The following is a 22,186-nucleotide window of genomic DNA, read 5'->3' as shown; positions in this document are numbered from 1 at the left end:
ACTTGCAATACGTTTAACCCCTCCCTAAACTAGACCTTTTACGTTACAATAACCATTTTAGCACCTGCTATAATCTAAAGTATTTTTAAGAGCTTTCATCGACATGACACAAGAATTTGCACACGTATCCGTTTTACTTAACGAAACCGTAGCTGGGCTAGACCTAAAACCGGATGGTATTTATATTGACGGTACTTTTGGTCGCGGTGGTCACTCTCGCTTTATTTTGTCTCAGCTGGGTGAAAATGGTCGCTTGATCGCAATCGATCGCGACCCTGAAGCGATTGCGGTTGGTGAAGCATTAAAGTTAGAAGACCCGCGTTTTGACATTGTTCACGGTCAATTTTCTGGTATTGCTGACTACATGGAAAATAAAGGACTGACAGGCAAGATTGACGGGGTATTACTCGATCTTGGTGTTTCTTCGCCACAGCTAGACGACGCATCTCGTGGTTTCAGTTTCTTACGTGATGGCCCATTAGATATGCGTATGGATCCAACATCCGGTGTTAGCGCCGCAAAATGGTTAGCGACAGCTGATTACGATGATATCGTGTGGGTATTGAAAGTATTTGGTGAAGAAAGATTTGCCCGTAAGATTGCCCGTGCCGTGGTATTTGATCGTGACGACAAGCCATTTGAAACGACAACACAGTTAGCAAGTTTAATTTGCCGTGTGGTGCCAAAATCTAAAAAAGAAACCAAGCATCCGGCAACACGCTCATTTCAAGCGATCCGTATTTACATCAACAGTGAATTAGAAGAAATCGAACGTGCATTAGCTGGCGCATTAACATGTCTTAAGTCAGGCGGCCGTTTATCTGTGATCAGCTTCCATTCGTTAGAAGATCGCATTGTTAAACAATTTATTCGTAAACAAGCGCGTGGTAAAGAAGTGCCATACGGCTTACCTATCATGCAAGAAGAAATTGATAAAACGCGTACCATGAAGGCGGTCGGTAAAATGCTAAAACCTTCGGAACATGAATTAGAATTAAACCCTCGAGCGCGTAGTTCGGTATTACGCGTGGCGGAAAAATTGTAATATGTTCGGCATTAAGTGGGATTTAGGCAAAGTGATAATGACTGACATCGGCCAACATCGAGGTGTCGTTAGTCTGTTATTCGCGATCTTAATTGCCTCTTTTGCCGTGATCATGTTAACGCATGAAACCCGCCTGCTTACGAATAACAAAGAGCAGTTACTGACTCAGCGCGACTTTGCTGATATTGAATGGCGCAATTTATTGTTAGAGCAAAGTACGCTAGAAGAACACAGTAAAATTGAATACATCGCAAAACACAAACTCGGTATGTATCGCCCAAGTACCGCAGAAGAAAAATTGGTGATACAGCAGTGACAAATCGTCGAAATATTGCCAGCGTAGAACCCGCCAATTTTATCCTATGGCGTTATCACTTAGTTGTGGCCACGGTCGTTATTATCTTTTTAAGCTTACTCGCCCGTACTGCTTACATCCAAGTGATCAATCCTGAACATCTGCGTAAACAAGCGGATATGCGTTCTCTGCGGGTGACATCACAGCAAGTGCAACGCGGTATTATTACCGATCGTCATGGTGTTGAATTGGCGGTGAGTGTTCCGGTGATGGCCATTCATGTTGATCCTCGTACTATTAAGAATAAAAATAGCTTTGATAACAAACGCGCATGGCAGGCTTTTGCCGAGATCTTAGATCTAAATCTTGCTGAACTGCAAGCCAAGATCTTGGCATCTAATGGTCGTTTTATGTATATCAAGCGCCAAATTAGTCCTGCGGTCGCTAAGTATGTTGATGAATTAAAATTAGTCGGTGTGAGTCAGGCTCCAGAGTCGCGTCGCTTCTATCCTACGGGTGAAGTAAGTGCCCAACTTGTCGGCATGACCAACATTGATGACATCGGTATTGAAGGTGTTGAAAGGGCTTATAATGATTTCCTTACGGGCACTCCTGGTAAACGCATTGTCCGTAAAGATCGCTTAGGTAATGTCATTGAAGATATCTCTGTCATTCAGCAAAGTGAACAAGCCAACAATATCCAACTCAGTATCGATCAGCGTATTCAATCATTAGCTTATCAACGGTTGAAAAAAGCGGTGCAATATAATGGTGCTGTGTCGGGTTCCTTAGTGATGATTGATGTGAAAACCGGGGAAATATTAGCGATGGTAAATAGCCCGTCGTTTAATCCCAATAATCGCAGTAAATATGACAGTTATAAGTTAAAGAATCGCGCGATCACCGATAGTTACGAACCAGGTTCGACGATTAAACCACTGGTTGTTGCGAGTGGCTTGGATCATGGCATTATTGCTGCTGATTCTATCATTGATACCAATCCTGGCCGTATGCGTTTAGGCGGGCGTTTAGTACAAGATACTCGCAACCGTGGTGAAATTTCACTGGGCAATATTCTGCGTTATTCGTCGAACATGGGAGTGAGTAAAATTGCGTTGAAATTAGGCCATCAACGTTTGCTCGATACTTACTATCAATTTGGCTTTGGTAATGAAAGTAGCTTGATCTTAAACGGTGAAAGTAGAGGCTATATGCCACGCCGTTCGCGTTGGTCAGAGTTTGAGAATGCGACATTATCCTTTGGTTATGGTATGCAGGCGACGACATTACAGCTTGCTCATGCTTATGCCACGATCGGTTCAGGTGGTTTATATCGCCCATTGACGATCATAAAACAAGACACCACGCCATTGTCAGAGCGGGTGTTATCTGAACAGCACGCGCAAGAGCTATTACTGATGATGGAAAGTGTGGTGGAAAAAGGCGGTACGGGTGATAAAGCGCGCATCGATGGATACCGCGTTGCAGGTAAAACCGGTACTTCTAGAAAGGCGATTTCGGGTGGTTATGGCGATGATTATGTTGCGTTATTTGCCGGTGTCGCGCCAGTGTCTAATCCACGCTTTGCATTAGTGGTGGTGATTGACTCACCAAGTGGTGATCGTTATTACGGCGGTGTGATCGCGGCGCCAGTATTTGCCGAAGTCATGGAAAGAACATTACAAATGTTGAATGTCACACCAGATAAAAAACAATCATTAACGATAACAGCAAAAGACGCTTAAAAATCAACGGGCGCTCAGGCGTTAAAGATTGTTTGGTGTTGAGAATTGTTAAATGCCAAGGGCTTTAAATATTAAGGGTTTGGAAATGAATTCGTCATATCGAGTATTATCTCTGCAAGCGTGGAATATTGATCTTGAATTAGCGGTTAATGCGTTGATCATTGATAGTCGGAAAGTGCAAGCCGGCGATTGTTTTGTCGCGATCAATGGTCATGCACTTGATGGTCGTCGCTTTATCAGTAAAGCATTAAAAAGTGGTGCAACGGCGGTACTCAAAGATGCCGATAACCAGACTGAACATGGTCATATCGACTATATCGACCAGCGCCCTATTATCTCTTTCTTTGGTCTTAATCAGGCCCTATCCGCATTAGCAGATAACTTTTATCAATCGCCTTCACAACAATTAAAGTTGATCGGTGTTACTGGTACCAACGGTAAAAGTACCATTACTCAGATCATTGCTAATTGGGTAACTTTATTAGCAGGTAAAGCAGGGGTAATGGGCACCATAGGTAATGGTTTATTTGCGCAGTTAACCCAAGCAGAAAATACCACGGGTAGTGGTTTAGATGTACAAGCTGAAATAGCCAATCAATTACAGCAAGGTGCCGAATTATGCGCCATGGAAGTATCTTCACATGGTTTGATCCAAGGCCGCGTCAATGCACTGGATTTTGATGTGGCATTATTTACCAATTTAACCCGTGATCATCTTGATTATCATGGGGACATGGATGCTTATGCTGATGCTAAAAAAATCTTATTTCAAGGGGCGGTAAAGCATAAGATCCTCAATGTTGATGATGCTTACGGTAAAATGTGGGCTCAGCAATGGCCTGATGCTATCCAATTTTCGGTACAACAAGATTTATCTGCACATCACGGTGCTTTTCTTTATTGCAACGAGTTAAGTTTTGATACTGGCGGTTTTTGCTGTGAGTTAAAAACCAGCTGGGGTGACGGTACCCTGCAATGCGGCTTAATCGGCGAATTTAATGCCTCTAATGTAGTGGCCGCTTGCGCGAGTTTATTAGCGCTCGGTTATGATCTGGATGATTTATTACAGGTAGCACCAAAATTAACCGCCGTATGTGGCCGTATGGAATTATTCAAACAAGCAGGACAAGCCGCTTGTGTGGTTGATTATGCTCATACACCGGATGCATTGGAAAAGGCATTACAGGCATTACGTGTGCATTGTGAAGGCAAACTTTGGTGCATTTATGGTTGCGGTGGCGACCGAGATACAGGTAAACGACCATTAATGGCACAAGTTGCTGAACAATTTGCAGATATAGCTGTCATTACTGATGATAATCCGCGTACTGAGTCTGCCGCTGCGATTGTAACTGGTATGCTTAGCGGTCTTACTAAGCCTGATGCTGCGCACGTTATTCACGATCGCCGTCGTGCCATTCAGTGGGCGATGGCGCAAAGCAGTGCTGACGATATTATCTTAGTGGCGGGTAAAGGCCATGAGGACTATCAAATTATCGGTGTCGAGAAACACCATTATAGTGATCGTGAAACGATCACCGAAATGCTGGATATCCAACAATGATTAATTTAGCGTTAAGTGCCATTGCTGCACAGCTTAATAGTAAGTGGCAGGGTGATGATGTTGTTATCACTGCTGTGTCAACAGATACCCGCACGATCAAAGCGGGTGATTTATTTATTGCTTTAAGTGGTGATAACTTTGATGCTAATGGTTTTGTGGCGACAGCAGCAGCACAAGGGGCCATCGCTGCGATTGTGACAAAAAAGCAAGCGGTGGATATCCCGCAAATCATTGTCAAAGATAGTCGTATCGCTTTAGGTCTGTTAGGCCAAATGGTGCGTGAACATGTTGCTCCTAAAGTCGCAGCGCTTACTGGCAGTAATGGCAAAACCACCACCAAAGAGATGTTGGCGGCTATTTTAAAATTAGTCGCACCCACATTGGCGACGGCTGGTAACTTTAATAATGATATCGGTGTTCCCCTGACCTTATTACGTTTACAGCAACAACACCAATTTGCGGTGATGGAGCTTGGTGCTAATCACAAGAAAGAAATTGCTTATACCACTGGGTTGGTATTGCCAGATGTGGTGTTAATCAATAATGTGGATGCCGCACATTTAGAAGGCTTTGGTGATTTACAAGGTGTTGCGGCTGCCAAAAGTGAAATATTATTCGGTGTTAAGCAGCAAGGCATAGCCGTACTCAATCGTGATGATAAGTTTTATCCATACTGGTTACGTAAGGTGGATGCGCAGCGACAGGTTAGCTTTTCGGTTGTCGATGACAACGCCGATTATTTTGCCGCTGATATTGAATTTGATGATGCGGGTAATCCAACGTTTAAATTATGTACGTCAGATGGCGATTGCACGATAAACTTGGCTGTTGCTGGGCGTCATAATGTCGCTAATGCATTGGCTGCTGCTGCTATAGCGAGCTGTTTTGGTATTGATATTCACACCATTAAGCTCGGTCTTGAATCTATGGTTAATGTGCAGGGGCGATTGAAAATATCGCAGTTAACTCCGCGTATTCGTATTATTGATGACAGTTATAATGCCAACATTGCGTCGGTAAAAGCGGCCATCAATGTATTAACCCATTTTCCATCAACCAATGTATTGGTGATGGGGGATATGGGTGAGCTTGGTACCAGTACCGCTGATATGCATCAGCAGGTTGGACACTATGCGCAACAGCAACAGGTCGATCATGTTTATACTTGCGGGGCGGTTAGCCGTGAAGCTGCACTCACAGCAGGCGAAAGCGGACGTGCTTTTTTAGCCCAAAGTGCATTAGTTGATGCACTGGTGGAATTAGTGACAACGGCGCCAGACACGCAGATGTTTACCTTATTATTTAAAGGTTCTCGCAGCGCAAAAATGGAACAAGCAATCAGTTTGTTAACCACTAAGCTCGCTGAGCACACTGCTATATTAATCGAAAATACAACGTTAGTTGAAAATACAGTAAAGGAAAGAAAATGTTAGTTTGGTTGTTCGAATCGTTAAGTGAGCATTTCTCGCTATTTAGAGTTTTTTCGTATCTCACTTTTCGTGCAATTATCACGATAATCACCTCGTTATTACTGACTTTATGGATGGGGCCTAAACTTATCCGTTATTTGCAAGATATGCAGATTGGTCAAGTCGTGCGTGATGATGGTCCGGAATCGCATTTTAGTAAACGTGGTACGCCAACAATGGGTGGTGTGATGATCCTGGCTGCAATTTTAATCTCGACGCTATTATGGGCGAGATTGGATAATGCTTATGTTTGGATCATGATGTTTGTGTTTGTCGCTTTTGGTGCGATTGGTTTTGTTGATGATTATCGCAAAGTGATCCGTAAAGACACGGATGGCCTGATCGCGCGTTGGAAGTACTTCTGGCAATCCGCGATTGCAATTGGCATTGCTGTTTATCTTTATGTCACGGCAGGTACGGCGGCAGAGACAACATTAGTGGTGCCTTTCTTTAAAGAGTACATGCCAGAATTGGGACTGTTATTCATTGTATTAACCTACTTTGTGATTGTAGGGAGTAGTAATGCGGTTAACTTAACCGATGGTTTAGATGGTTTAGCTATCTTACCTACAGTGTTAGTGGCGGGTGCATTTATGCTCGTAGCTTACTTAACTGGTAACGTTAAATTTGCGGAATACCTGTTTATCCCTTACATCCCACAAGCCAGTGAATTAGTGATTGTCTGTGCGGCAATGGTTGGTGCTGGACTCGGTTTCCTCTGGTTCAATACTTACCCTGCACAAGTATTCATGGGCGATGTTGGTTCATTAGCCTTAGGTGCGGGTTTAGGTACACTAGCGGTATTAGTTCGCCAAGAGTTTATGCTGCTGATCATGGGTGGTGTGTTTGTTATGGAAACGGTATCGGTTATCTTGCAGGTAGGTTCTTATAAATTACGTGGTCAACGTATCTTCAGAATGGCACCAATTCATCACCATTATGAATTAAAAGGCTGGCCTGAACCGCGTGTGATTGTGCGTTTTTGGATCATCACTATTATATTAGTACTCATTGGCTTAGCTACATTGAAGGTACGCTAATGACACACTTATCTGAGCGAAATATGGCCGCTTCTATTGTTATTATTGGTTTAGGCCAAACCGGTCTGTCTTGTGTGCGTTATTTTCTAAAACAAGGCATAGTGCCTGTTGTGGTTGATAGTCGTGATGCACCGCCGGGACAAGATGAATTGCCAGCTCAGGTAAGGTTATACAAGGGTGGCTTACACCCAGAGATTTTATTACAGGCTAAACAATTAGTTGTTAGTCCAGGTATTGCCATTGCGACCCCTGAAATTGCGGCGGCACGGCAACAGGGTGTGGAAGTGATTGGTGATATTGAACTGTTTGTCAGAGCGGCAACAGCGCCAATTATCGCCATCACAGGTTCAAACGGTAAATCGACGGTGACGACACTGGTCGGCGAGATGGCCAATGCGGCGGGGGTGAAAACCGCAATCGGTGGCAATATAGGTATTCCGGCATTAGATCTATTGGATGTTGCCGAACCTTATCAACTCTATGTGCTCGAACTTTCCAGTTTTCAATTAGAAACCACGCATAGTCTGAAGGCTGTCGCAGCTACCGTACTTAATGTAACAGATGATCATCTTGATCGTTATCCTGATTTTGACGCCTATCGCCAGGCTAAATTGTCTATTTACCAACATGCTAAAACCGTGGTGACAAATCGTGATGATGTATTAACGGCTTGTCCTGAACAAGATAATACGCGCGGTGCGGTGCAGTGTAGCTTTGGTGAGGATGATGCTGACTATGGTCTGATCCAACAACGAGGCTGTACTTGGTTAGCCTATCAAGGTAACGGTATTATCAGTGCTGATGATTTGCAGATCACGGGTGTACATAACCTGATGAATGCGTTGTCAGCCATAGCGCTGCTTGATGCTGCAGGTGTGGATCGAACTAAAACCTTACCGGGTTTAAAACAGTTTACGGGACTTGCACATCGCTGCGAATTCATCCGTAAATTGAATGATGTTATGTGGATAAATGATACCAAGGCCACCAATGTTGGCGCCACGCTGGCGGCACTTGATGGTCTGAAAAGTTGCGTCAAAGGACGCTTATACCTGATTGCCGGTGGTGATGGTAAAGGCGCTGACTTTGGCCCTTTAGTACCGGCATTACGTGATAACATTGCGTTGACTTATTGCTTTGGTAAAGACGGTGCACGTTTTGCTGGCTTAGCCGAGAATACTAAATTGGTTGCTGATTTAGATACCGCGATTGCAGAAATTAGTCAGTTGGTACAACCGGGTGATTGGGTATTGTTATCACCAGCCTGCGCCAGTATTGATATGTACGTGAATTTTATGGCGCGAGGCGATCATTTTAGAGCGCTAGTTAAGGCATTGTAATGGAATTTTTAATCCGCACGAAACACTATTTACTCGGCGCTGAAGCACAGCAAAGTGCTGTGTATGATCGACAATTATTATTACTGGCCATCGTGTTGATGATGGTCGGTTTAGTGATGGTGGCATCAGCCTCGTTGCCAGAAGGTATCGCCTTGGGCAACGATCCGTTTATGTTCGTGAAAAAGCACGTGATCTTTTTAGCTGTATCTCTGTGTGCGGCAACGTGTGTATTGAATGTACCTATTGCTTTTTTTGAACGAAATAGTGTGCGGTTTTTATTTGTGGCGATTGGATTATTGGTGCTGGTATTAGTGATTGGTCGTACGGTGAATGGTAGTACTCGTTGGATCTCATTGGGTCCGTTGAATATGCAACCCGCTGAATTTGCTAAATTTGCGTTGTTTACCTATTTTTCTGGTTACTTGGTTCGTCAAAAGAATTTATTACAAGAAAGTTATAAAGGTTTTGTGAATGGCTTATTAGTCATTGCCGTTATCTCTGCATTGCTGCTTTTTCAGCCCGATTTCGGCTCTGTCATGGTTATTTTAACCACCAGTGTGGCGCTGTTATTTATCGGTGGTGCAAAGTTAGTCCACTTCATGGCATTATGTGTTGTGGCTATTTTACTGGGGGTGTTAGCGGTGATATTATCGCCGTATCGAATGCGCCGGATTACCTCTTTTCTCGACCCTTGGGATGACCCATTTGGTAGTGGTTATCAGCTAACGCAGTCGTTAATGGCATTTGGTCGTGGCAGCTTTAGCGGTGAAGGACTGGGTAATTCAATTCAAAAATTGGAGTATTTACCAGAAGCGCATACAGACTTTGTATTTGCGATCCTTGCCGAAGAGTTAGGTTTTATCGGTGTATGTATTGTATTGATGTTGCAAATGCTACTGGTATTTAAAGCACTGCAGATTGGCCGTCGTAGCTTAGAAGCTGATCAATCTTTTGCGGGTTTCTTGGCGATCAGTGTTGGTGTTTGGTTTTGTTTTCAAACCTTGGTTAATGTCGGTGCAGCATCGGGGTTATTACCGACCAAAGGCTTAACCTTACCGTTAGTGAGTTATGGTGGTTCTAGTTTGTTAGTGATGAGCTGTGCCGTGGCGGTATTATTGCGGATCGATTATGAACATCGGGCACGAAAAGTGCCGATGGCAAATAATGCCTCGTCCAACGCAGTCGCGCATGAATGACCATACTCACTGCAATAATGAAATCAATCTCATAACAAATGAAAGATAATATGATGACAAAACGTTTATTGGTGATGGCTGGTGGTACTGGCGGTCACGTGTTTCCCGGTATTGCTGTGGCAACATATTTACAACAGCAGGGCTGGACTATCCATTGGATTGGCACTGCCGATCGCATGGAAGCCGATTTAGTACCGCAGCATGGGTTTGATATTTCATTTATTGATATCTCCGGCGTACGTGGTAACGGCTTTAAGCGTTTATGTGCGGCACCTTTTCGAATTTTAAAATCGGTGTTGCAGGCGCGTAAAGTGATGCAAGATTTTCAGCCTGATGTGGTATTGGGGATGGGCGGTTTTGCCAGTGGACCTGGTGGAGTCGCTGCATGGCTACAAGGTATTCCCGTAGTATTACACGAACAGAATGCGGCGGCAGGTTTAACCAATCGGTTATTGGCTAAAATTGCCAAACGGGTATTAATGGCCTTTCCGGGTGCGTTTGCGCATGGTCAGTTAGTCGGCAATCCTGTGCGTAAAGACGTTTTGGCTTTGCATCAGCAAGTGCGAATGCAGAAAGACAAACTGACAGTATTAGTGGTTGGTGGTAGCTTAGGTGCAAAAATATTAAACGATACGTTACCTGCTGCACTGGCATTATTACCGCAAGAGCATATTTGTGTACGGCATCAGGTAGGTAAAAATAATGCTACCAAGGTGATTAGTGCTTATCAAGCTGCTGGTGTGACAGCTGACATTGAGGTAACTGATTTTATTGATGACATGGCGCAAGCTTATGGTCAAGCTGATGTGGTAGTGTGCCGCGCCGGTGCATTAACTGTGTCAGAAGTCGCGGTTGCTGGGCTCCCAGCTATTTTTATTCCATTACCACATGCAGTGGATGATCATCAGACTAAAAATGCGCAATCATTGGTACAAGCAGGTGGCGCGGTATTGATACCTCAACGCCAATTAAATGCCGTAGATTTAGCCAAATTATTACAGCAATGGATTGATGATGAAGCACACCTTGTGACTATGTCAAATGCAGCCAAAAGTGCTGCCATTCTAGATGCCACTGAGCAGGTCGCAGCTGCCTGTTCAGCGTTAAGTGAAGAGAGATAGATAATGCCTGAACAAAAGATCGCACAATTAAGAACAATAGTGCCAGAGATGCGCCGTGTGAAAACTATCCATTTCGTTGGCATCGGTGGTGCTGGCATGGGTGGGATCGCAGAAGTATTAGCCAATGAAGGTTACCAGATCACGGGTTCTGACCTCGCGTCGAATCCAGTGACTGAACGCCTCGTAAAATTAGGTGCAAAAATTAATTTTGAACATACTGCCGAAAATGTGCGAAATGCGAGTGTCGTGGTCGTATCAACGGCTATCGATTTAACGAACCCTGAAATTGTTGCCGCCCATGAAAACCGTATTCCGGTGATTAAACGTGCTGAAATGTTAGCTGAGTTAATGCGTTTTCGTCATGGTATTGCGATTGCTGGTACCCACGGTAAAACATCGACTACAGCGCTGGTGACCGGTATTTACCATGAAGCAGGCTTAGATCCTACATTCGTTAATGGCGGATTAGTAAAAAGTACTGGCACTAACGCGGGTTTAGGCACTAGCCGTTATTTGATTGCTGAAGCGGATGAGAGTGATGCGTCATTCTTATTATTACAGCCAATGGTTGCCGTGGTCACCAATATCGAAGCTGACCATATGGATACTTATGGTGGTGACTTCGCTAAATTAGAAAAAACCTTTATTGATTTTCTGCACAATTTACCATTTTACGGTTTAGCGGTGATGTGTGCCGATGATGCGGTGATTGAAAAACTTATTCCTGATGTTGGTCGTCAGGTGGTGACTTATGGTTTTGCTGAAAATGCCGATGTACGTATTATTGATTATGTGCAAAAAGGCCATAAAAGTCACTTTACTATTTGTCGTAAAGATCGTGATGATTTGCGTGTTAGTTTAAACTTACCGGGTCAACATAATGCCTTAAATGCCACTGCTGCGGTTGCTGTTGCCACTGAAGATGGCATTGATGATAGTGCGATTGTTACCGCATTAGCTAATTTTGCGGGTACTGGTCGACGCTTTGATCAGCTGGGTGAGTTTGATTCAGGTGCCGGTAATGTGATGTTGGTAGACGATTATGGTCATCACCCGACCGAGGTTGATGTTACCATTACTGCTGCTCGTGCAGGCTGGCCTGAAAAACGTTTAGTATCTGTATTCCAACCACACCGATATACCCGAACCCGTGATTTGTATGAAGACTTTGCCAACGTGTTATCCAAGGTTGATTTGTTATTCTTATTAGAAGTATATCCAGCAGGCGAAGAGCCAATACCGGGCGCAGATAGCCGCTCATTATGTCGTAGCATTCGACAGCGCGGTACTATTGAGCCAATTTTTGTATCAAGTCCTGATGAATTACCGGCTATTTTAGCTGAGCATTTACAAGACGGTGATTTGGTATTGACCCAAGGTGCTGGTAATGTGGGGTCACTAGCGAAAGATCTCGCTACCATGAAAATGAATGTGGATACGATGAAACAATGGAAGAAGTAATCATGAGCGCAACAAGCACAAAAAAAGTAGCGGTATTATTTGGCGGACATTCTGCCGAACGTGAGGTATCACTAAAATCGGGTGCAGCGGTGACTGCAGGGTTACTGCGTGCTGGTGTCGATGCGCATGCATTAGATACCGCTGAGTACGATGTGCATCAGCTTGGTCGTGATGGCTTTACCCATGCGTTTATTGCCTTGCATGGTCGTGGTGGAGAAGATGGCGTGATGCAAGGTGCATTAGAACAACTGGGTATTCCGTATACTGGCAGCCGGGTGTTAGGTGCTGCATTAGCGATGGACAAGATCCGTACTAAGCAAATTTGGCAATCGCAAGGTTTACCAACTGCACTTTACCGTATTGTGACACCTATTAATTTTAATACGACAATCGCTAGCGATATCATCGCAGAACTTGGTTCGCCAGTTATCATTAAACCGGCGAAAGAAGGGTCAAGTATTGGCATGGCAAAAGTGCATAACGTGGCGGAGTTAGAAGTGGCGGTGACGGCTGCATTTGCCTATGATAACGAGATCCTAGTTGAACAATGGATTGAAGGTCCAGAGTTTACCGTTGCTATTCTCGGTGACGAAGTATTACCGGTTATTCAACTTAAAACGCCAAATACATTTTATGATTACCAAGCTAAGTATCAATCTAATACCACTGAATACTTGTGTCCGGCACCCATTACCGATGAGCAACGTCAGCAATTACAAGCCTATGCATTAAAAGCATTTCATGCGGTAGCCGCCGAAGGCTGGGGGCGTGTTGATGCCATGTTAGATGCGCAAGGTCAGTTCCAATTACTGGAGGTGAATACGGTGCCTGGTATGACCGAAAAAAGTTTAGTGCCAATGGCTGCTAACGCCGCGGGTTATAACTTTGATACCTTAGTGTCTAAGGTATTAGCGCTCGCGCATTAATCGATGATGACCACCGCGACTGTTACGCCGTTACCTGACACGCTTGATGATAATATCTATGCGCTCACCGAACTTGAAATTCAAGCGGATGAGTCCTGCGTTGAAGAATTAGTGTCGTCACGGTTACAACGTGGTTTAGGTCTGTTTTTCTTCTTTATGGTGATAGTCTTTTTTAGCTGGATGTTTGGCAGTATGGAAAACTATCTAACTGATGCCAGTAAGATGCCAATGTCCGCGTTGATTATTCAAGGTGAGCGTCATTATGTCAGTGATGATGATATTCGCGGTGTATTGTTGAATAAACCGGCAATAGAAAATTATTTTTCAGTAAACGTTGATGATATTCAACGAAAAATAGAATCATTACCTTGGGTTTATCATGCCTCGGTGCGTAAAAGTTGGCCTGACTTATTACGGGTATATATTCAAGAACAGCCCGTTGTTGCAGTGTGGAATGATACCCAGTTATTGAATGCAGACGGTATTGTTTTTGATGCTCAGATTAACAGTGCGCCGAAATCATTAGTGAAACTTTATAGTCCCGGTGATAGAATCGAACAGACATTATCTAAATACAATCAATTCAATGGGCTACTGCAGCTTAATGAGTATAAAATCGTTACAATGACACTTAATTTACGAAATGCAATAACGGTTGTATTAAGTAATGGTATTATGTTGCGCTTAGGCCGTGAAGATGCGATATCTCGGATCCAGCGCTATATCGACTACGTTGCAGTACTAGATAAAGACAAAATAGCCTATATAGATTTACGTTACGATACAGGTTTCTCAGTTGGCTGGAAAAATGACAATAAAGAGTAATGATAATGACTAAGTCGATGGAACGAAAATTAATTGTAGGTTTGGATATCGGTACCTCAAAAATTGCCGTTGTCGTTGGTGAGTTGCTACCTGACGGCGAACTCAACATCATCGGGTTAGGTGAAAGTGTGTCGAGAGGCATGGACAAAGGTGGTGTGAACGACCTTGAATCTGTGGTTAAAGCCGTACAACGTGCATTACAAGAAGCTGAAATGATGGCTGATATGAAAATATCATCTGTCTATCTGAGTATTTCTGGTAAACATATCAGCAGCCAAGATGAAATTGGTATGGTGGCTATTTCTGAAGATGAAGTCACACAAGATGATGTCGATAATGTGATCTATACAGCAAGGTCTGTGCGAATTCGTGACGAGCATCGAATTTTGCATGTAATACCTCAGGAATATGCTATTGATTATCAAGAACGCATTAAAAATCCTGTTGGTTTATCAGGCGTGCGCATGAAAGCCAAGGTACATTTGATCACGTGTCACAATGATATGGCAAAAAATATTGTAAAATGTGCCGAACGTTGTCAATTGCAAGTTGATAAATTAATTTTTTCTGCACTTGCATCAAGCTACGCTGTGGTCACTGATGATGAAAAAGAACTGGGTGTTTGTGTTGTCGATATCGGTGGTGGCACGATTGATATCGCTGTTTTTTATGACGGTTCGTTACGTCATACATCGGTATTTTCTTATGCAGGCAATGCAGTTACTAGTGATATTGCGTATGCATTTGGTACCCCCCCTGCAGATGCCGAAAACATTAAAGTTAACTTTGGCTGTGCACACGCGAATTTATTACAACGTGATGATACCATCGAAGTGGCGAGTGTTGGCGGCCGGCCGTCGCGCACTTTACAACGACAAACACTTGCAGAAGTGATAGAACCTCGATATTCTGAACTGTTCGGGATGGTTGAAGATGAATTGAAAACTGTTTTGGCCTCATTAAAACTGGAGAAATTGGCAGCGGGGATTGTCCTCACTGGTGGTGCTGCACAAATTGAAGGTTTGGTTGAATGCGCCGAAGGCGTATTTAACTCCCAAGTTAGAATAGGTAGCCCCTTGAATATTAATGGGCTAACTGAATATGTGAATACGCCAGTGTATTCAACAGCGGTTGGCTTACTTCAGTTTGGTAAAGAACAACAGTTTGAGCCAACAACAGAAGTAGTCGTAGAAAAGAATAGTTGTAATCAGCTACTTAAGAAAATAACGAGCTGGTTCAAAGGCGGGTTTTAAACCCCAATAAGATTTTGGAGAATTACCATGTTTGAACTACTAGATGATAGTCACGATGAAGCTGTCATTAAAGTCATTGGTGTTGGTGGTGGCGGCGGTAATGCTGTTGATCATATGGTCAATGAGACAATTGAAGGTGTTGAATTTATTGTGATTAATACGGATGCGCAAGCATTACGTAATTCAGCCGCTGGAACTGTTATTCAAATCGGTAACACAATAACGAAAGGCTTAGGTGCGGGTGCAAACCCTCAGGTAGGTCGTGAGTCTGCAATGGAAGATCGCGATACAATCCGTGAGCACCTACAAGGCTCTGATATGATCTTTATTGCCGCCGGTATGGGTGGTGGTACTGGTACTGGTGCTGCGCCTGTGGTTGCCGAAATTGCTAAAGAATTAGGCATTTTAACCGTCGCTGTTGTGACTAAACCTTTTTCGTTTGAAGGTAAACGTCGTCTTAATTACGCACAAGCGGGTATTGATGCATTAAGTGAACATGTTGATTCTTTAATTACAATTCCTAACGACAAACTACTGAAAGTATTGGGTCGTGGTGTGAGTTTATTAGACGCCTTTAAAGCCGCAAATAATGTATTACTTGGTGCTGTGCAAGGTATTGCCGAGTTAATTACCCGTCCAGGTCTTATCAACGTGGATTTCGCCGATGTGCGTACCGTAATGAGCGAAATGGGCACCGCGATGATGGGTACGGGTGTGGCTTCTGGAGAAGATCGCGCTGAAGAAGCGGCTGAAGCGGCAATTTCAAGCCCATTACTTGACGATGTCGATTTAGCGGGTGCACGCGGTATTCTGGTTAACATTACAGCGGGTTTAGATATCAACATCGAAGAATTCGAAACTGTTGGTAACTCAATTAAAGCCTTTGCATCTGATAATGCAATCGTTGTTGTGGGTGCGGTCATTGACCCTGAAATGACCGATGAACTACGTGTAACTGTGGTTGTTACGGGTATCGGTGCGGAAAATAAACCTGATATTACCTTAGTGCCAACACCAGTGAAGAAAGTTGAAGAAGCCAACGTTGAACCAACGAAAGTTGAAGAAACAGCTAAAGCGACAGTCGTACCAGCCGATAACCAAGTTGATGTGAAAAATGTTGCACAGCAAGTTGCGGTTGGTGAAAGTAATACCAACACGGTAACCAAAAGTGAACCGGACTATCTTGATATTCCCGCGTTCTTACGTCGCCAAGCAGACTAATACTTTATTGTATTGTCGCTAGAATATGATTCAGTCTTACGGATTATTTTTAGCCTAAAGACTGAATTATGTAAGCTGTGTGTGGATTGGTGGTTTTGCATTTCCAGTAGGGCTGTGGTAAATTGCTCGGCCTCGCGCTGGAGTGTGGGATTTAAATAGGGTGACATTAATGATTAAACAAAGAACATTAAAACAAGCGGTACGTGGCACCGGCATCGGTCTGCATTCTGGCAACAAGGTTACCCTAAATCTTCGTCCAGCAGCAGCCAATACGGGTATTATTTATCGTCGTATCGATCTCGATCCGGTTGTTGATTTTAAAGCATCAGCAGAGATGGTCAAAGATACCATGTTGTGTACTTGTCTCATTAGCGAAGATGGTCACCGTATTTCTACCGTCGAACATATTAATGCAGCATTAGCGGGTCTAGGCATTGATAATATTGTTATTGAAGTAGACGCAGCTGAAATTCCAATTATGGATGGCAGTGCTAGTCCTTTTATTTTCTTACTGCAAAGTGCGGGAATTGAAGAACTTAACTGTGCGAAGCAATTTATTAAAATCAAACAACCGATCCGCGTTGAAGATGGCGATAAATGGGCTGAATTTTTACCGTCGAACCATGGTTTTATCATGGATTTACGGATTGAGTTTGATCATCCAGTATTTGAAGGCCTAAACCAGCATATTCGCGCAGAATTTTCAGGTGATTGGTTCCATCAAGAAATTAGTCGTGCACGTACTTTTGGTTTCATGAAAGATATTGAATACTTACAATCACAGAATTTGGCACTCGGCGGTAGCTTAGATAATGCCATTGTGATTGATGAATTCCGTATTCTTAATGATGACGGATTACGTTATGACGATGAGTTTGTGAAGCATAAAGTACTTGATGCTGTCGGTGATCTGTACTTATCAGGCCATTCAATCTTAGGTGAGTTTAGAGCATTCAAAACTGGCCATGGCATGAATAATTTATTGTTAAGAGCATTACTTGCAAATCAAGAAGCGTGGGAATTCACCACTGTTGATGAAACGCAAGATTCGCCAATTCGTTGGTTAGAACCAAATTTAGAACTGGCGTTATAATCTAACCAAACCTGTGTTGTATCTCGAACTGACATGAGTTAATCAGGTTCGAGATAAATACAGATAGAATTTTAACACCAAATTGTTTATATTTAGTGTTATAAATTCATTAGTTAATAAAAGATTATGAGCGTTACAGTTACTTACTCGAATAGTAAACATACCTATTCTAAATTATTTAATCTCTACTTGTTAATATTTGCATTCATTGCTGTTATTGCTTTGTCGATCGCGTCTTCTTGGTTTCTCTATTCAAACTACTCTTCTCAAGCCATTCAACTTAAGATTGCCAAAGCACAGCAAAAATATCAGCAACAAGCCGAGCAAGTTCTGTCTTTACGTCAAGAAACTGATTTGAAAATTGCGGTGTTTGCGAGTAAAGTTGGCATGCTGCAAGCTGAAGTTAACCGTTTGAGTTTACTGAGTGATGAGTTGGCTAAGAATGCTAACTTAACGCGTGGTGAATTTGATTTTATAGGAAAAGCTGCAATTGGCGGTCCGATTGATGCTGATTCAAGCTATGCTGTTGATTTACAAACCTTGCTTGAAGAGATGGATTTACTGTCATTGGAAGTAAATAATCGCACACATCAGCTGTCACTACTTGAAACTATGCTATTGAATCACAATATAACTGATGAGGCGGTATTATCTGGACGCCCAGTTATTCAACGTGGTTCTTGGTTATCATCTCCTTATGGGGTGCGTAAAGACCCTTTCACAGGGCGTGCTACTATGCACAAAGGCATTGATTTTGCAGGTGATAATGGCATGGACATTATTGCTACTGGCGCTGGTGTTGTTACCTGGTCTGGAAAACGTTCGGGTTATGGCTTATTAATCGAAATTAACCACGGGAATGGTTTGTCGTCACGTTATGGCCACTCTAAAGAATTGCTGGTAACAGAAGGTGATGTGGTTGGTAAAGGGCAAACTATTGCTATTATGGGGAGTTCAGGACGATCTACTGGACCTCATGTGCACTACGAAGTGCTAAAATCGGGACGACAAGTCGATCCTAAACGCTATGTTTATCGCTAAAATGCTTTAAATTTCAAATAGATTCACAATAACTTTTGGTCATAAAATGTTAACTAATATAATTACAAAAATAGTCGGTAGCCGCAATGACCGCATTTTAAAAAAATTGCACAAAGTTGTACAACAAGTTAATCAATTAGAAGCAGATTTCGAAGCATTATCAGATGCAGAACTAAAAGCAAAAACAGTTGACTTTCAACAACGTTTAGCTGCTGGTGAGTCACTTGATAGCATTTTAGCTGAAGCATTCGCGGTTGTTCGGGAAGGCTCTAAACGTGTATTTGGCATGCGCCACTTCGACGTACAGTTACTGGGTGGTATGGTTTTAAATAATAACCAGATTGCCGAAATGCGTACCGGTGAAGGTAAAACTCTCACCGCAACATTACCAGCCTATTTAAATGCCTTAACAGGTAAAGGCGTACATATTATTACCGTGAATGATTACCTTGCTGCACGTGATGCGGAATGGAATCGTGAACTATTTGAATTTTTAGGGTTAACCGTTGGTTTAAACGTTTCTGGCATGGATAACATGGCCAAACGTGACGCTTATGCTGCCGATGTTACTTACGGTACCAATAATGAATTTGGTTTTGATTACCTGCGTGACAATATGGCGTTTGAACCGCAACAGCGTGTTATGCGTCCGTTATACTATGCAGTAATCGATGAAGTGGATTCCATCTTAATCGATGAAGCTCGTACCCCGCTTATTATTTCTGGTCCTGCTGACGATAGCTCTGAGCTATACACTAAGATCAATACCATTATTCCATTGCTAGAACAGCAAGAAAAAGAAGATACCGAAGAATATACTGGTGATGGTCACTTCACGGTCGATGAAAAAAACAAGCAAGTATTACTGACTGAAAATGGTCAAATCACAGTTGAAGAAATGCTTAAAGAGCGTGGCTTATTAAGCGAAGAGGACAATTTATTCTCTGCGGCGAATATTTCATTACTACACCACATCAATGCGGCATTACGTGCGCATACGTTGTTTGAAAAAGACGTGGATTATATCGTGAGTGATGAAGGCGAGATTGTTATTGTCGATGAACACACGGGTCGTACTATGCCGGGTCGTCGTTGGTCTGAAGGTCTACACCAAGCGGTAGAAGCGCGTGAAGGTGTGAAGATTCAAAATGAAAACCAAACATTAGCATCGATTACATTCCAGAATTACTTCCGTATGTATGAGAAATTGTCAGGTATGACAGGTACCGCAGATACTGAAGCCTTCGAATTCCAATCTATCTATAACCTCGAAACAGTGGTAGTGCCAACCAATAAACCAATGACGCGTAAAGATTTTGGTGATCTGGTTTATCTGACCGCTGCTGAGAAGCATGTTGCGATCATTGAAGATATCAAAGATTGTGTAGCAAGACAGCAACCAGTGCTTGTGGGTACAGTATCAATTGAGAGCTCTGAACTACTTTCTAATCTACTGAAAAAAGACAAGATCAAACATAACGTATTGAACGCCAAGTTCCACGAACGTGAAGCTGAAATTGTTGCCGATGCGGGTCGTTCAGGCGCTGTGACTATTGCAACCAATATGGCCGGTCGTGGTACTGATATTGTGTTGGGTGGTAACTGGCAAACCGAAATTGATGCGCTGAAGAATCCAACCGCAGCACAAATTGAGCATATTAAAGCCAAATGGCAAGTTCGTCACGATGCAGTTCTTGTGGCCGGTGGTTTACACATTATCGGCACCGAACGTCATGAATCACGCCGTATTGATAACCAGTTACGTGGTCGTTCTGGTCGTCAAGGTGATGCCGGTTCAACACGTTTTTACTTATCGATGACTGATCCGCTCATGCGTATTTTCACATCAGACCGTATTACTGGCATGATGAAGAAACTGGGTATGGAAGAAGGCGAAGCGATTGAGCATAAGTGGGTAACGCGCGCGATCGAAAACGCACAACGTAAAGTTGAAGGGCGTAACTTTGATATTCGTAAATCGTTACTTGAATTTGATGACGTAGCCAATGACCAACGTAAAGTGGTTTATGAGCAACGTAACGAATTAATGGAAGCGGAAGACATCAGCGAAACCATGGTCGCGATCCGTGAAGACGTGATCAATGCGGTAATGGATGCTTACATTCCACCACAATCATTGCATGAAATGTGGGATATCTCAGGTCTAGAACAACGTTTACGTGCTGATTTCATGCTGGAGTTACCTATTCAACAGTGGCTCGATGACGATACTAAGTTATACGAAGAAAAGATCCGTGAACGTATCATGACGGCGGCTAATGAAGCTTACGTAGCCAAAGAAGATGCTGTGGGTGCACAAGTGATCCGTCAGTTTGAAAAAGCAGTGATGTTACAAACACTTGATGGTTTATGGAAAGAGCATTTAGCGGCAATGGACCATTTACGTCAAGGTATCCATTTACGTGGTTATGCCCAGAAAAACCCGAAACAAGAATACAAGCGTGAGTCGTTTGAACTGTTTACTGAAATGTTAGAAAACTTGAAATCAGATGTGGTTGGTGTGGTTTCTAAAGTGCAAGTGCAAGCGCCGGAAGACGTAGACGCCGTGGAAGCACACCGTCGCCGTGGCGAGTCATTACCACAGAACATGAGTCACGCAACAGCTGAAAATCAGCTAGCAGATAAATCGGCAACGGCTGAAGCAGAAACATTTGTGCGTCAAGGTCAGAAAGTCGGTCGTAATGATCCTTGTCCTTGTGGTTCTGGTGCTAAGTTTAAACAGTGTCACGGTAAATTAAAGTAATAACGATAACTCGCTATCAGTCATCGTCATTATTGGCGCTAGCTAATAGAGGTTAAAGTTAAAATCGAAAGCGCTAAAACAGTAATGTTTTAGCGCTTTTTGTTAATTAAATTTAATTTAATTTAATACAACTATCCAATAAGAGAACTCATAATGAAAGTCGTTCATGTTGCTGCCGGTATTATCGTTCGTGATCAGCAAGTCTTTATCAGTAAACGTAGCTCAGCGCAGCACCAAGGTGATAAATGGGAGTTTCCGGGTGGTAAGGTAGAGTCTGGCGAATCTGTGCTTGAGGCGTTAACCAGAGAGCTGAAAGAAGAAGTTGACCTTGATGTGATCAATGCGCAGGCATTTCATCAGTTAGAATTTGATTATGGCGACAAAATCGTGCAATTAGATTTCTATCTGGTCGATAAGTTTGACGGTGTTGGCAGGGGACTTGAAGGGCAACAAACGGCTTGGGTAAATATGAGTGAATTAGACGATTACAATTTTCCTGCGGCGAATCAAGTGATTGTTGAGATGTTAATGGCTCAGTTTTCTTGAGCCATTACGGTAAGGCCACGACTTAATCGAACTCGTAACCTTTAGGCTGTAATTCTTGTGGTGATACTTCTTCACCTGGGATGGCGCGTTCTCCACTTGCCCATTCGCCAAGATCAATCAGTTTGCAGCGTTCACAACAAAACGGGCGGAATTCGCTAGTGGCAACCCATTCAACAGGCTTTTGACAGGTTGGGCAATTTACTTGCATGATTATTTCCTAAATAAACTGTACTTGAAAGTG

At 43.1% G+C, this 22,186-nt stretch carries 19 protein-coding genes; 18 read left to right on the top strand and 1 reads right to left on the bottom strand.

The annotated features are described in order from the left end of the window. The first annotated feature begins 103 nt into the window (after positions 1-103). From rsmH to mutT, 18 genes are all read left to right on the top strand, one after another. Entirely contained in the window at positions 104-1,045 is a 942-nt protein-coding gene (gene rsmH / locus HRT96_RS07535) for a 16S rRNA (cytosine(1402)-N(4))-methyltransferase RsmH (RefSeq protein WP_293154485.1), read from the top strand. 37 nt (positions 1,046-1,082) lie between these two features. Beyond that, entirely contained in the window at positions 1,083-1,361 is a 279-nt protein-coding gene (gene ftsL, locus HRT96_RS07530; RefSeq protein ID WP_293154482.1) for a cell division protein FtsL, read from the top strand. Next, positions 1,358-3,085 (top strand): penicillin-binding transpeptidase domain-containing protein, encoded by a 1,728-nt coding sequence (locus tag HRT96_RS07525; protein WP_293154479.1) that lies wholly within the window; start codon positions 1,358-1,360, stop codon positions 3,083-3,085. The genes ftsL and HRT96_RS07525 overlap by 4 nt, the downstream gene beginning before the upstream one ends. Positions 3,086-3,170: 85 nt before the next feature. Continuing rightward, positions 3,171-4,649, top strand: a complete 1,479-nt coding sequence (gene murE, locus HRT96_RS07520; RefSeq protein WP_293154476.1) for a UDP-N-acetylmuramoyl-L-alanyl-D-glutamate--2,6-diaminopimelate ligase — start codon at positions 3,171-3,173, stop codon at positions 4,647-4,649. Continuing rightward, on the top strand, positions 4,646-6,082 hold the full coding sequence (gene murF / locus HRT96_RS07515) for a UDP-N-acetylmuramoyl-tripeptide--D-alanyl-D-alanine ligase (protein ID WP_293154473.1): 1,437 nt from the start codon (positions 4,646-4,648) through the stop codon (positions 6,080-6,082). Before murE ends, murF begins: the two co-directional genes overlap by 4 nt. Then, positions 6,076-7,158: a phospho-N-acetylmuramoyl-pentapeptide-transferase gene (mraY, locus tag HRT96_RS07510; protein WP_293154470.1), complete on the top strand. Its 1,083-nt coding sequence runs from the start codon at positions 6,076-6,078 to the stop codon at positions 7,156-7,158. The genes murF and mraY overlap by 7 nt, the downstream gene beginning before the upstream one ends. After that, complete coding sequence (gene murD, locus HRT96_RS07505; RefSeq protein WP_293154467.1) at positions 7,158-8,498, top strand: UDP-N-acetylmuramoyl-L-alanine--D-glutamate ligase; 1,341 nt, start codon at positions 7,158-7,160, stop codon at positions 8,496-8,498. The genes mraY and murD overlap by 1 nt, the downstream gene beginning before the upstream one ends. Next, positions 8,498-9,694 (top strand): cell division protein FtsW, encoded by a 1,197-nt coding sequence (gene ftsW / locus HRT96_RS07500; protein WP_293154464.1) that lies wholly within the window; start codon positions 8,498-8,500, stop codon positions 9,692-9,694. Before murD ends, ftsW begins: the two co-directional genes overlap by 1 nt. A 53-nt stretch (positions 9,695-9,747) precedes the next feature. Continuing rightward, complete coding sequence (murG, locus tag HRT96_RS07495) at positions 9,748-10,815, top strand: undecaprenyldiphospho-muramoylpentapeptide beta-N-acetylglucosaminyltransferase (RefSeq protein ID WP_293154669.1); 1,068 nt, start codon at positions 9,748-9,750, stop codon at positions 10,813-10,815. After that, on the top strand, positions 10,816-12,276 hold the full coding sequence (gene murC / locus HRT96_RS07490) for a UDP-N-acetylmuramate--L-alanine ligase (RefSeq protein ID WP_293154667.1): 1,461 nt from the start codon (positions 10,816-10,818) through the stop codon (positions 12,274-12,276). Then, positions 12,264-13,202, top strand: a complete 939-nt coding sequence (locus HRT96_RS07485; protein WP_293154460.1) for a D-alanine--D-alanine ligase — start codon at positions 12,264-12,266, stop codon at positions 13,200-13,202. Before murC ends, HRT96_RS07485 begins: the two co-directional genes overlap by 13 nt. 3 nt (positions 13,203-13,205) lie before the next feature. After that, entirely contained in the window at positions 13,206-14,027 is an 822-nt protein-coding gene (locus tag HRT96_RS07480; RefSeq protein WP_293154458.1) for a cell division protein FtsQ/DivIB, read from the top strand. A gap of 5 nt (positions 14,028-14,032) precedes the next feature. Then, the gene (gene ftsA, locus HRT96_RS07475; protein WP_293129428.1) at positions 14,033-15,280 is read left to right on the top strand and encodes a cell division protein FtsA; all 1,248 of its coding nucleotides are present in this window, start codon (positions 14,033-14,035) and stop codon (positions 15,278-15,280) included. 27 nt (positions 15,281-15,307) lie between these two features. Then, positions 15,308-16,501: a cell division protein FtsZ gene (gene ftsZ, locus HRT96_RS07470; RefSeq protein WP_293129426.1), complete on the top strand. Its 1,194-nt coding sequence runs from the start codon at positions 15,308-15,310 to the stop codon at positions 16,499-16,501. A gap of 169 nt (positions 16,502-16,670) precedes the next feature. Further along, entirely contained in the window at positions 16,671-17,594 is a 924-nt protein-coding gene (gene lpxC / locus HRT96_RS07465) for a UDP-3-O-acyl-N-acetylglucosamine deacetylase (RefSeq protein ID WP_293154455.1), read from the top strand. A 126-nt stretch (positions 17,595-17,720) separates the two neighbouring features. After that, on the top strand, positions 17,721-18,635 hold the full coding sequence (locus tag HRT96_RS07460; protein WP_293154452.1) for a M23 family metallopeptidase: 915 nt from the start codon (positions 17,721-17,723) through the stop codon (positions 18,633-18,635). 46 nt (positions 18,636-18,681) lie between these two features. Beyond that, complete coding sequence (gene secA, locus HRT96_RS07455; protein ID WP_293154449.1) at positions 18,682-21,399, top strand: preprotein translocase subunit SecA; 2,718 nt, start codon at positions 18,682-18,684, stop codon at positions 21,397-21,399. 153 nt (positions 21,400-21,552) lie between these two features. Then, a complete protein-coding gene (mutT, locus tag HRT96_RS07450; RefSeq protein WP_293154446.1) occupies positions 21,553-21,945 on the top strand; it encodes an 8-oxo-dGTP diphosphatase MutT in 393 nt (130 codons plus the stop codon). Between the two features lie 22 nt (positions 21,946-21,967). Here the strand turns inward: mutT and yacG are convergent, their stop codons facing one another. Then, the gene (yacG, locus tag HRT96_RS07445; RefSeq protein WP_232286559.1) at positions 21,968-22,159 is read right to left on the bottom strand and encodes a DNA gyrase inhibitor YacG; all 192 of its coding nucleotides are present in this window, start codon (positions 22,157-22,159) and stop codon (positions 21,968-21,970) included. Between the last annotated feature and the right edge of the window lie 27 nt (positions 22,160-22,186).

It is taken from the genome of Moritella sp. (assembly GCF_013215705.1).
Lineage (GTDB): Bacteria > Pseudomonadota > Gammaproteobacteria > Enterobacterales > Moritellaceae > Moritella.
The sequence above is the reverse complement of the archived record's forward strand: the minus strand, read 5'-3'. Positions and strand labels throughout refer to the sequence as shown.

Coding starts and splice junctions, on each gene's coding strand:
- murG (WP_293154669.1), top strand. CDS start 9,748: ATGACAAAACGTTTATTGGTGATGGCTGGTGGTACTGGCGGTCACGTG.
- lpxC (WP_293154455.1), top strand. CDS start 16,671: ATGATTAAACAAAGAACATTAAAACAAGCGGTACGTGGCACCGGCATC.
- HRT96_RS07485 (WP_293154460.1), top strand. CDS start 12,264: ATGGAAGAAGTAATCATGAGCGCAACAAGCACAAAAAAAGTAGCGGTA.
- secA (WP_293154449.1), top strand. CDS start 18,682: ATGTTAACTAATATAATTACAAAAATAGTCGGTAGCCGCAATGACCGC.
- ftsA (WP_293129428.1), top strand. CDS start 14,033: ATGACTAAGTCGATGGAACGAAAATTAATTGTAGGTTTGGATATCGGT.
- murD (WP_293154467.1), top strand. CDS start 7,158: ATGACACACTTATCTGAGCGAAATATGGCCGCTTCTATTGTTATTATT.
- ftsW (WP_293154464.1), top strand. CDS start 8,498: ATGGAATTTTTAATCCGCACGAAACACTATTTACTCGGCGCTGAAGCA.
- mraY (WP_293154470.1), top strand. CDS start 6,076: ATGTTAGTTTGGTTGTTCGAATCGTTAAGTGAGCATTTCTCGCTATTT.
- HRT96_RS07460 (WP_293154452.1), top strand. CDS start 17,721: ATGAGCGTTACAGTTACTTACTCGAATAGTAAACATACCTATTCTAAA.
- ftsZ (WP_293129426.1), top strand. CDS start 15,308: ATGTTTGAACTACTAGATGATAGTCACGATGAAGCTGTCATTAAAGTC.
- HRT96_RS07480 (WP_293154458.1), top strand. CDS start 13,206: ATGATGACCACCGCGACTGTTACGCCGTTACCTGACACGCTTGATGAT.
- murE (WP_293154476.1), top strand. CDS start 3,171: ATGAATTCGTCATATCGAGTATTATCTCTGCAAGCGTGGAATATTGAT.
- murF (WP_293154473.1), top strand. CDS start 4,646: ATGATTAATTTAGCGTTAAGTGCCATTGCTGCACAGCTTAATAGTAAG.
- ftsL (WP_293154482.1), top strand. CDS start 1,083: ATGACTGACATCGGCCAACATCGAGGTGTCGTTAGTCTGTTATTCGCG.
- mutT (WP_293154446.1), top strand. CDS start 21,553: ATGAAAGTCGTTCATGTTGCTGCCGGTATTATCGTTCGTGATCAGCAA.
- rsmH (WP_293154485.1), top strand. CDS start 104: ATGACACAAGAATTTGCACACGTATCCGTTTTACTTAACGAAACCGTA.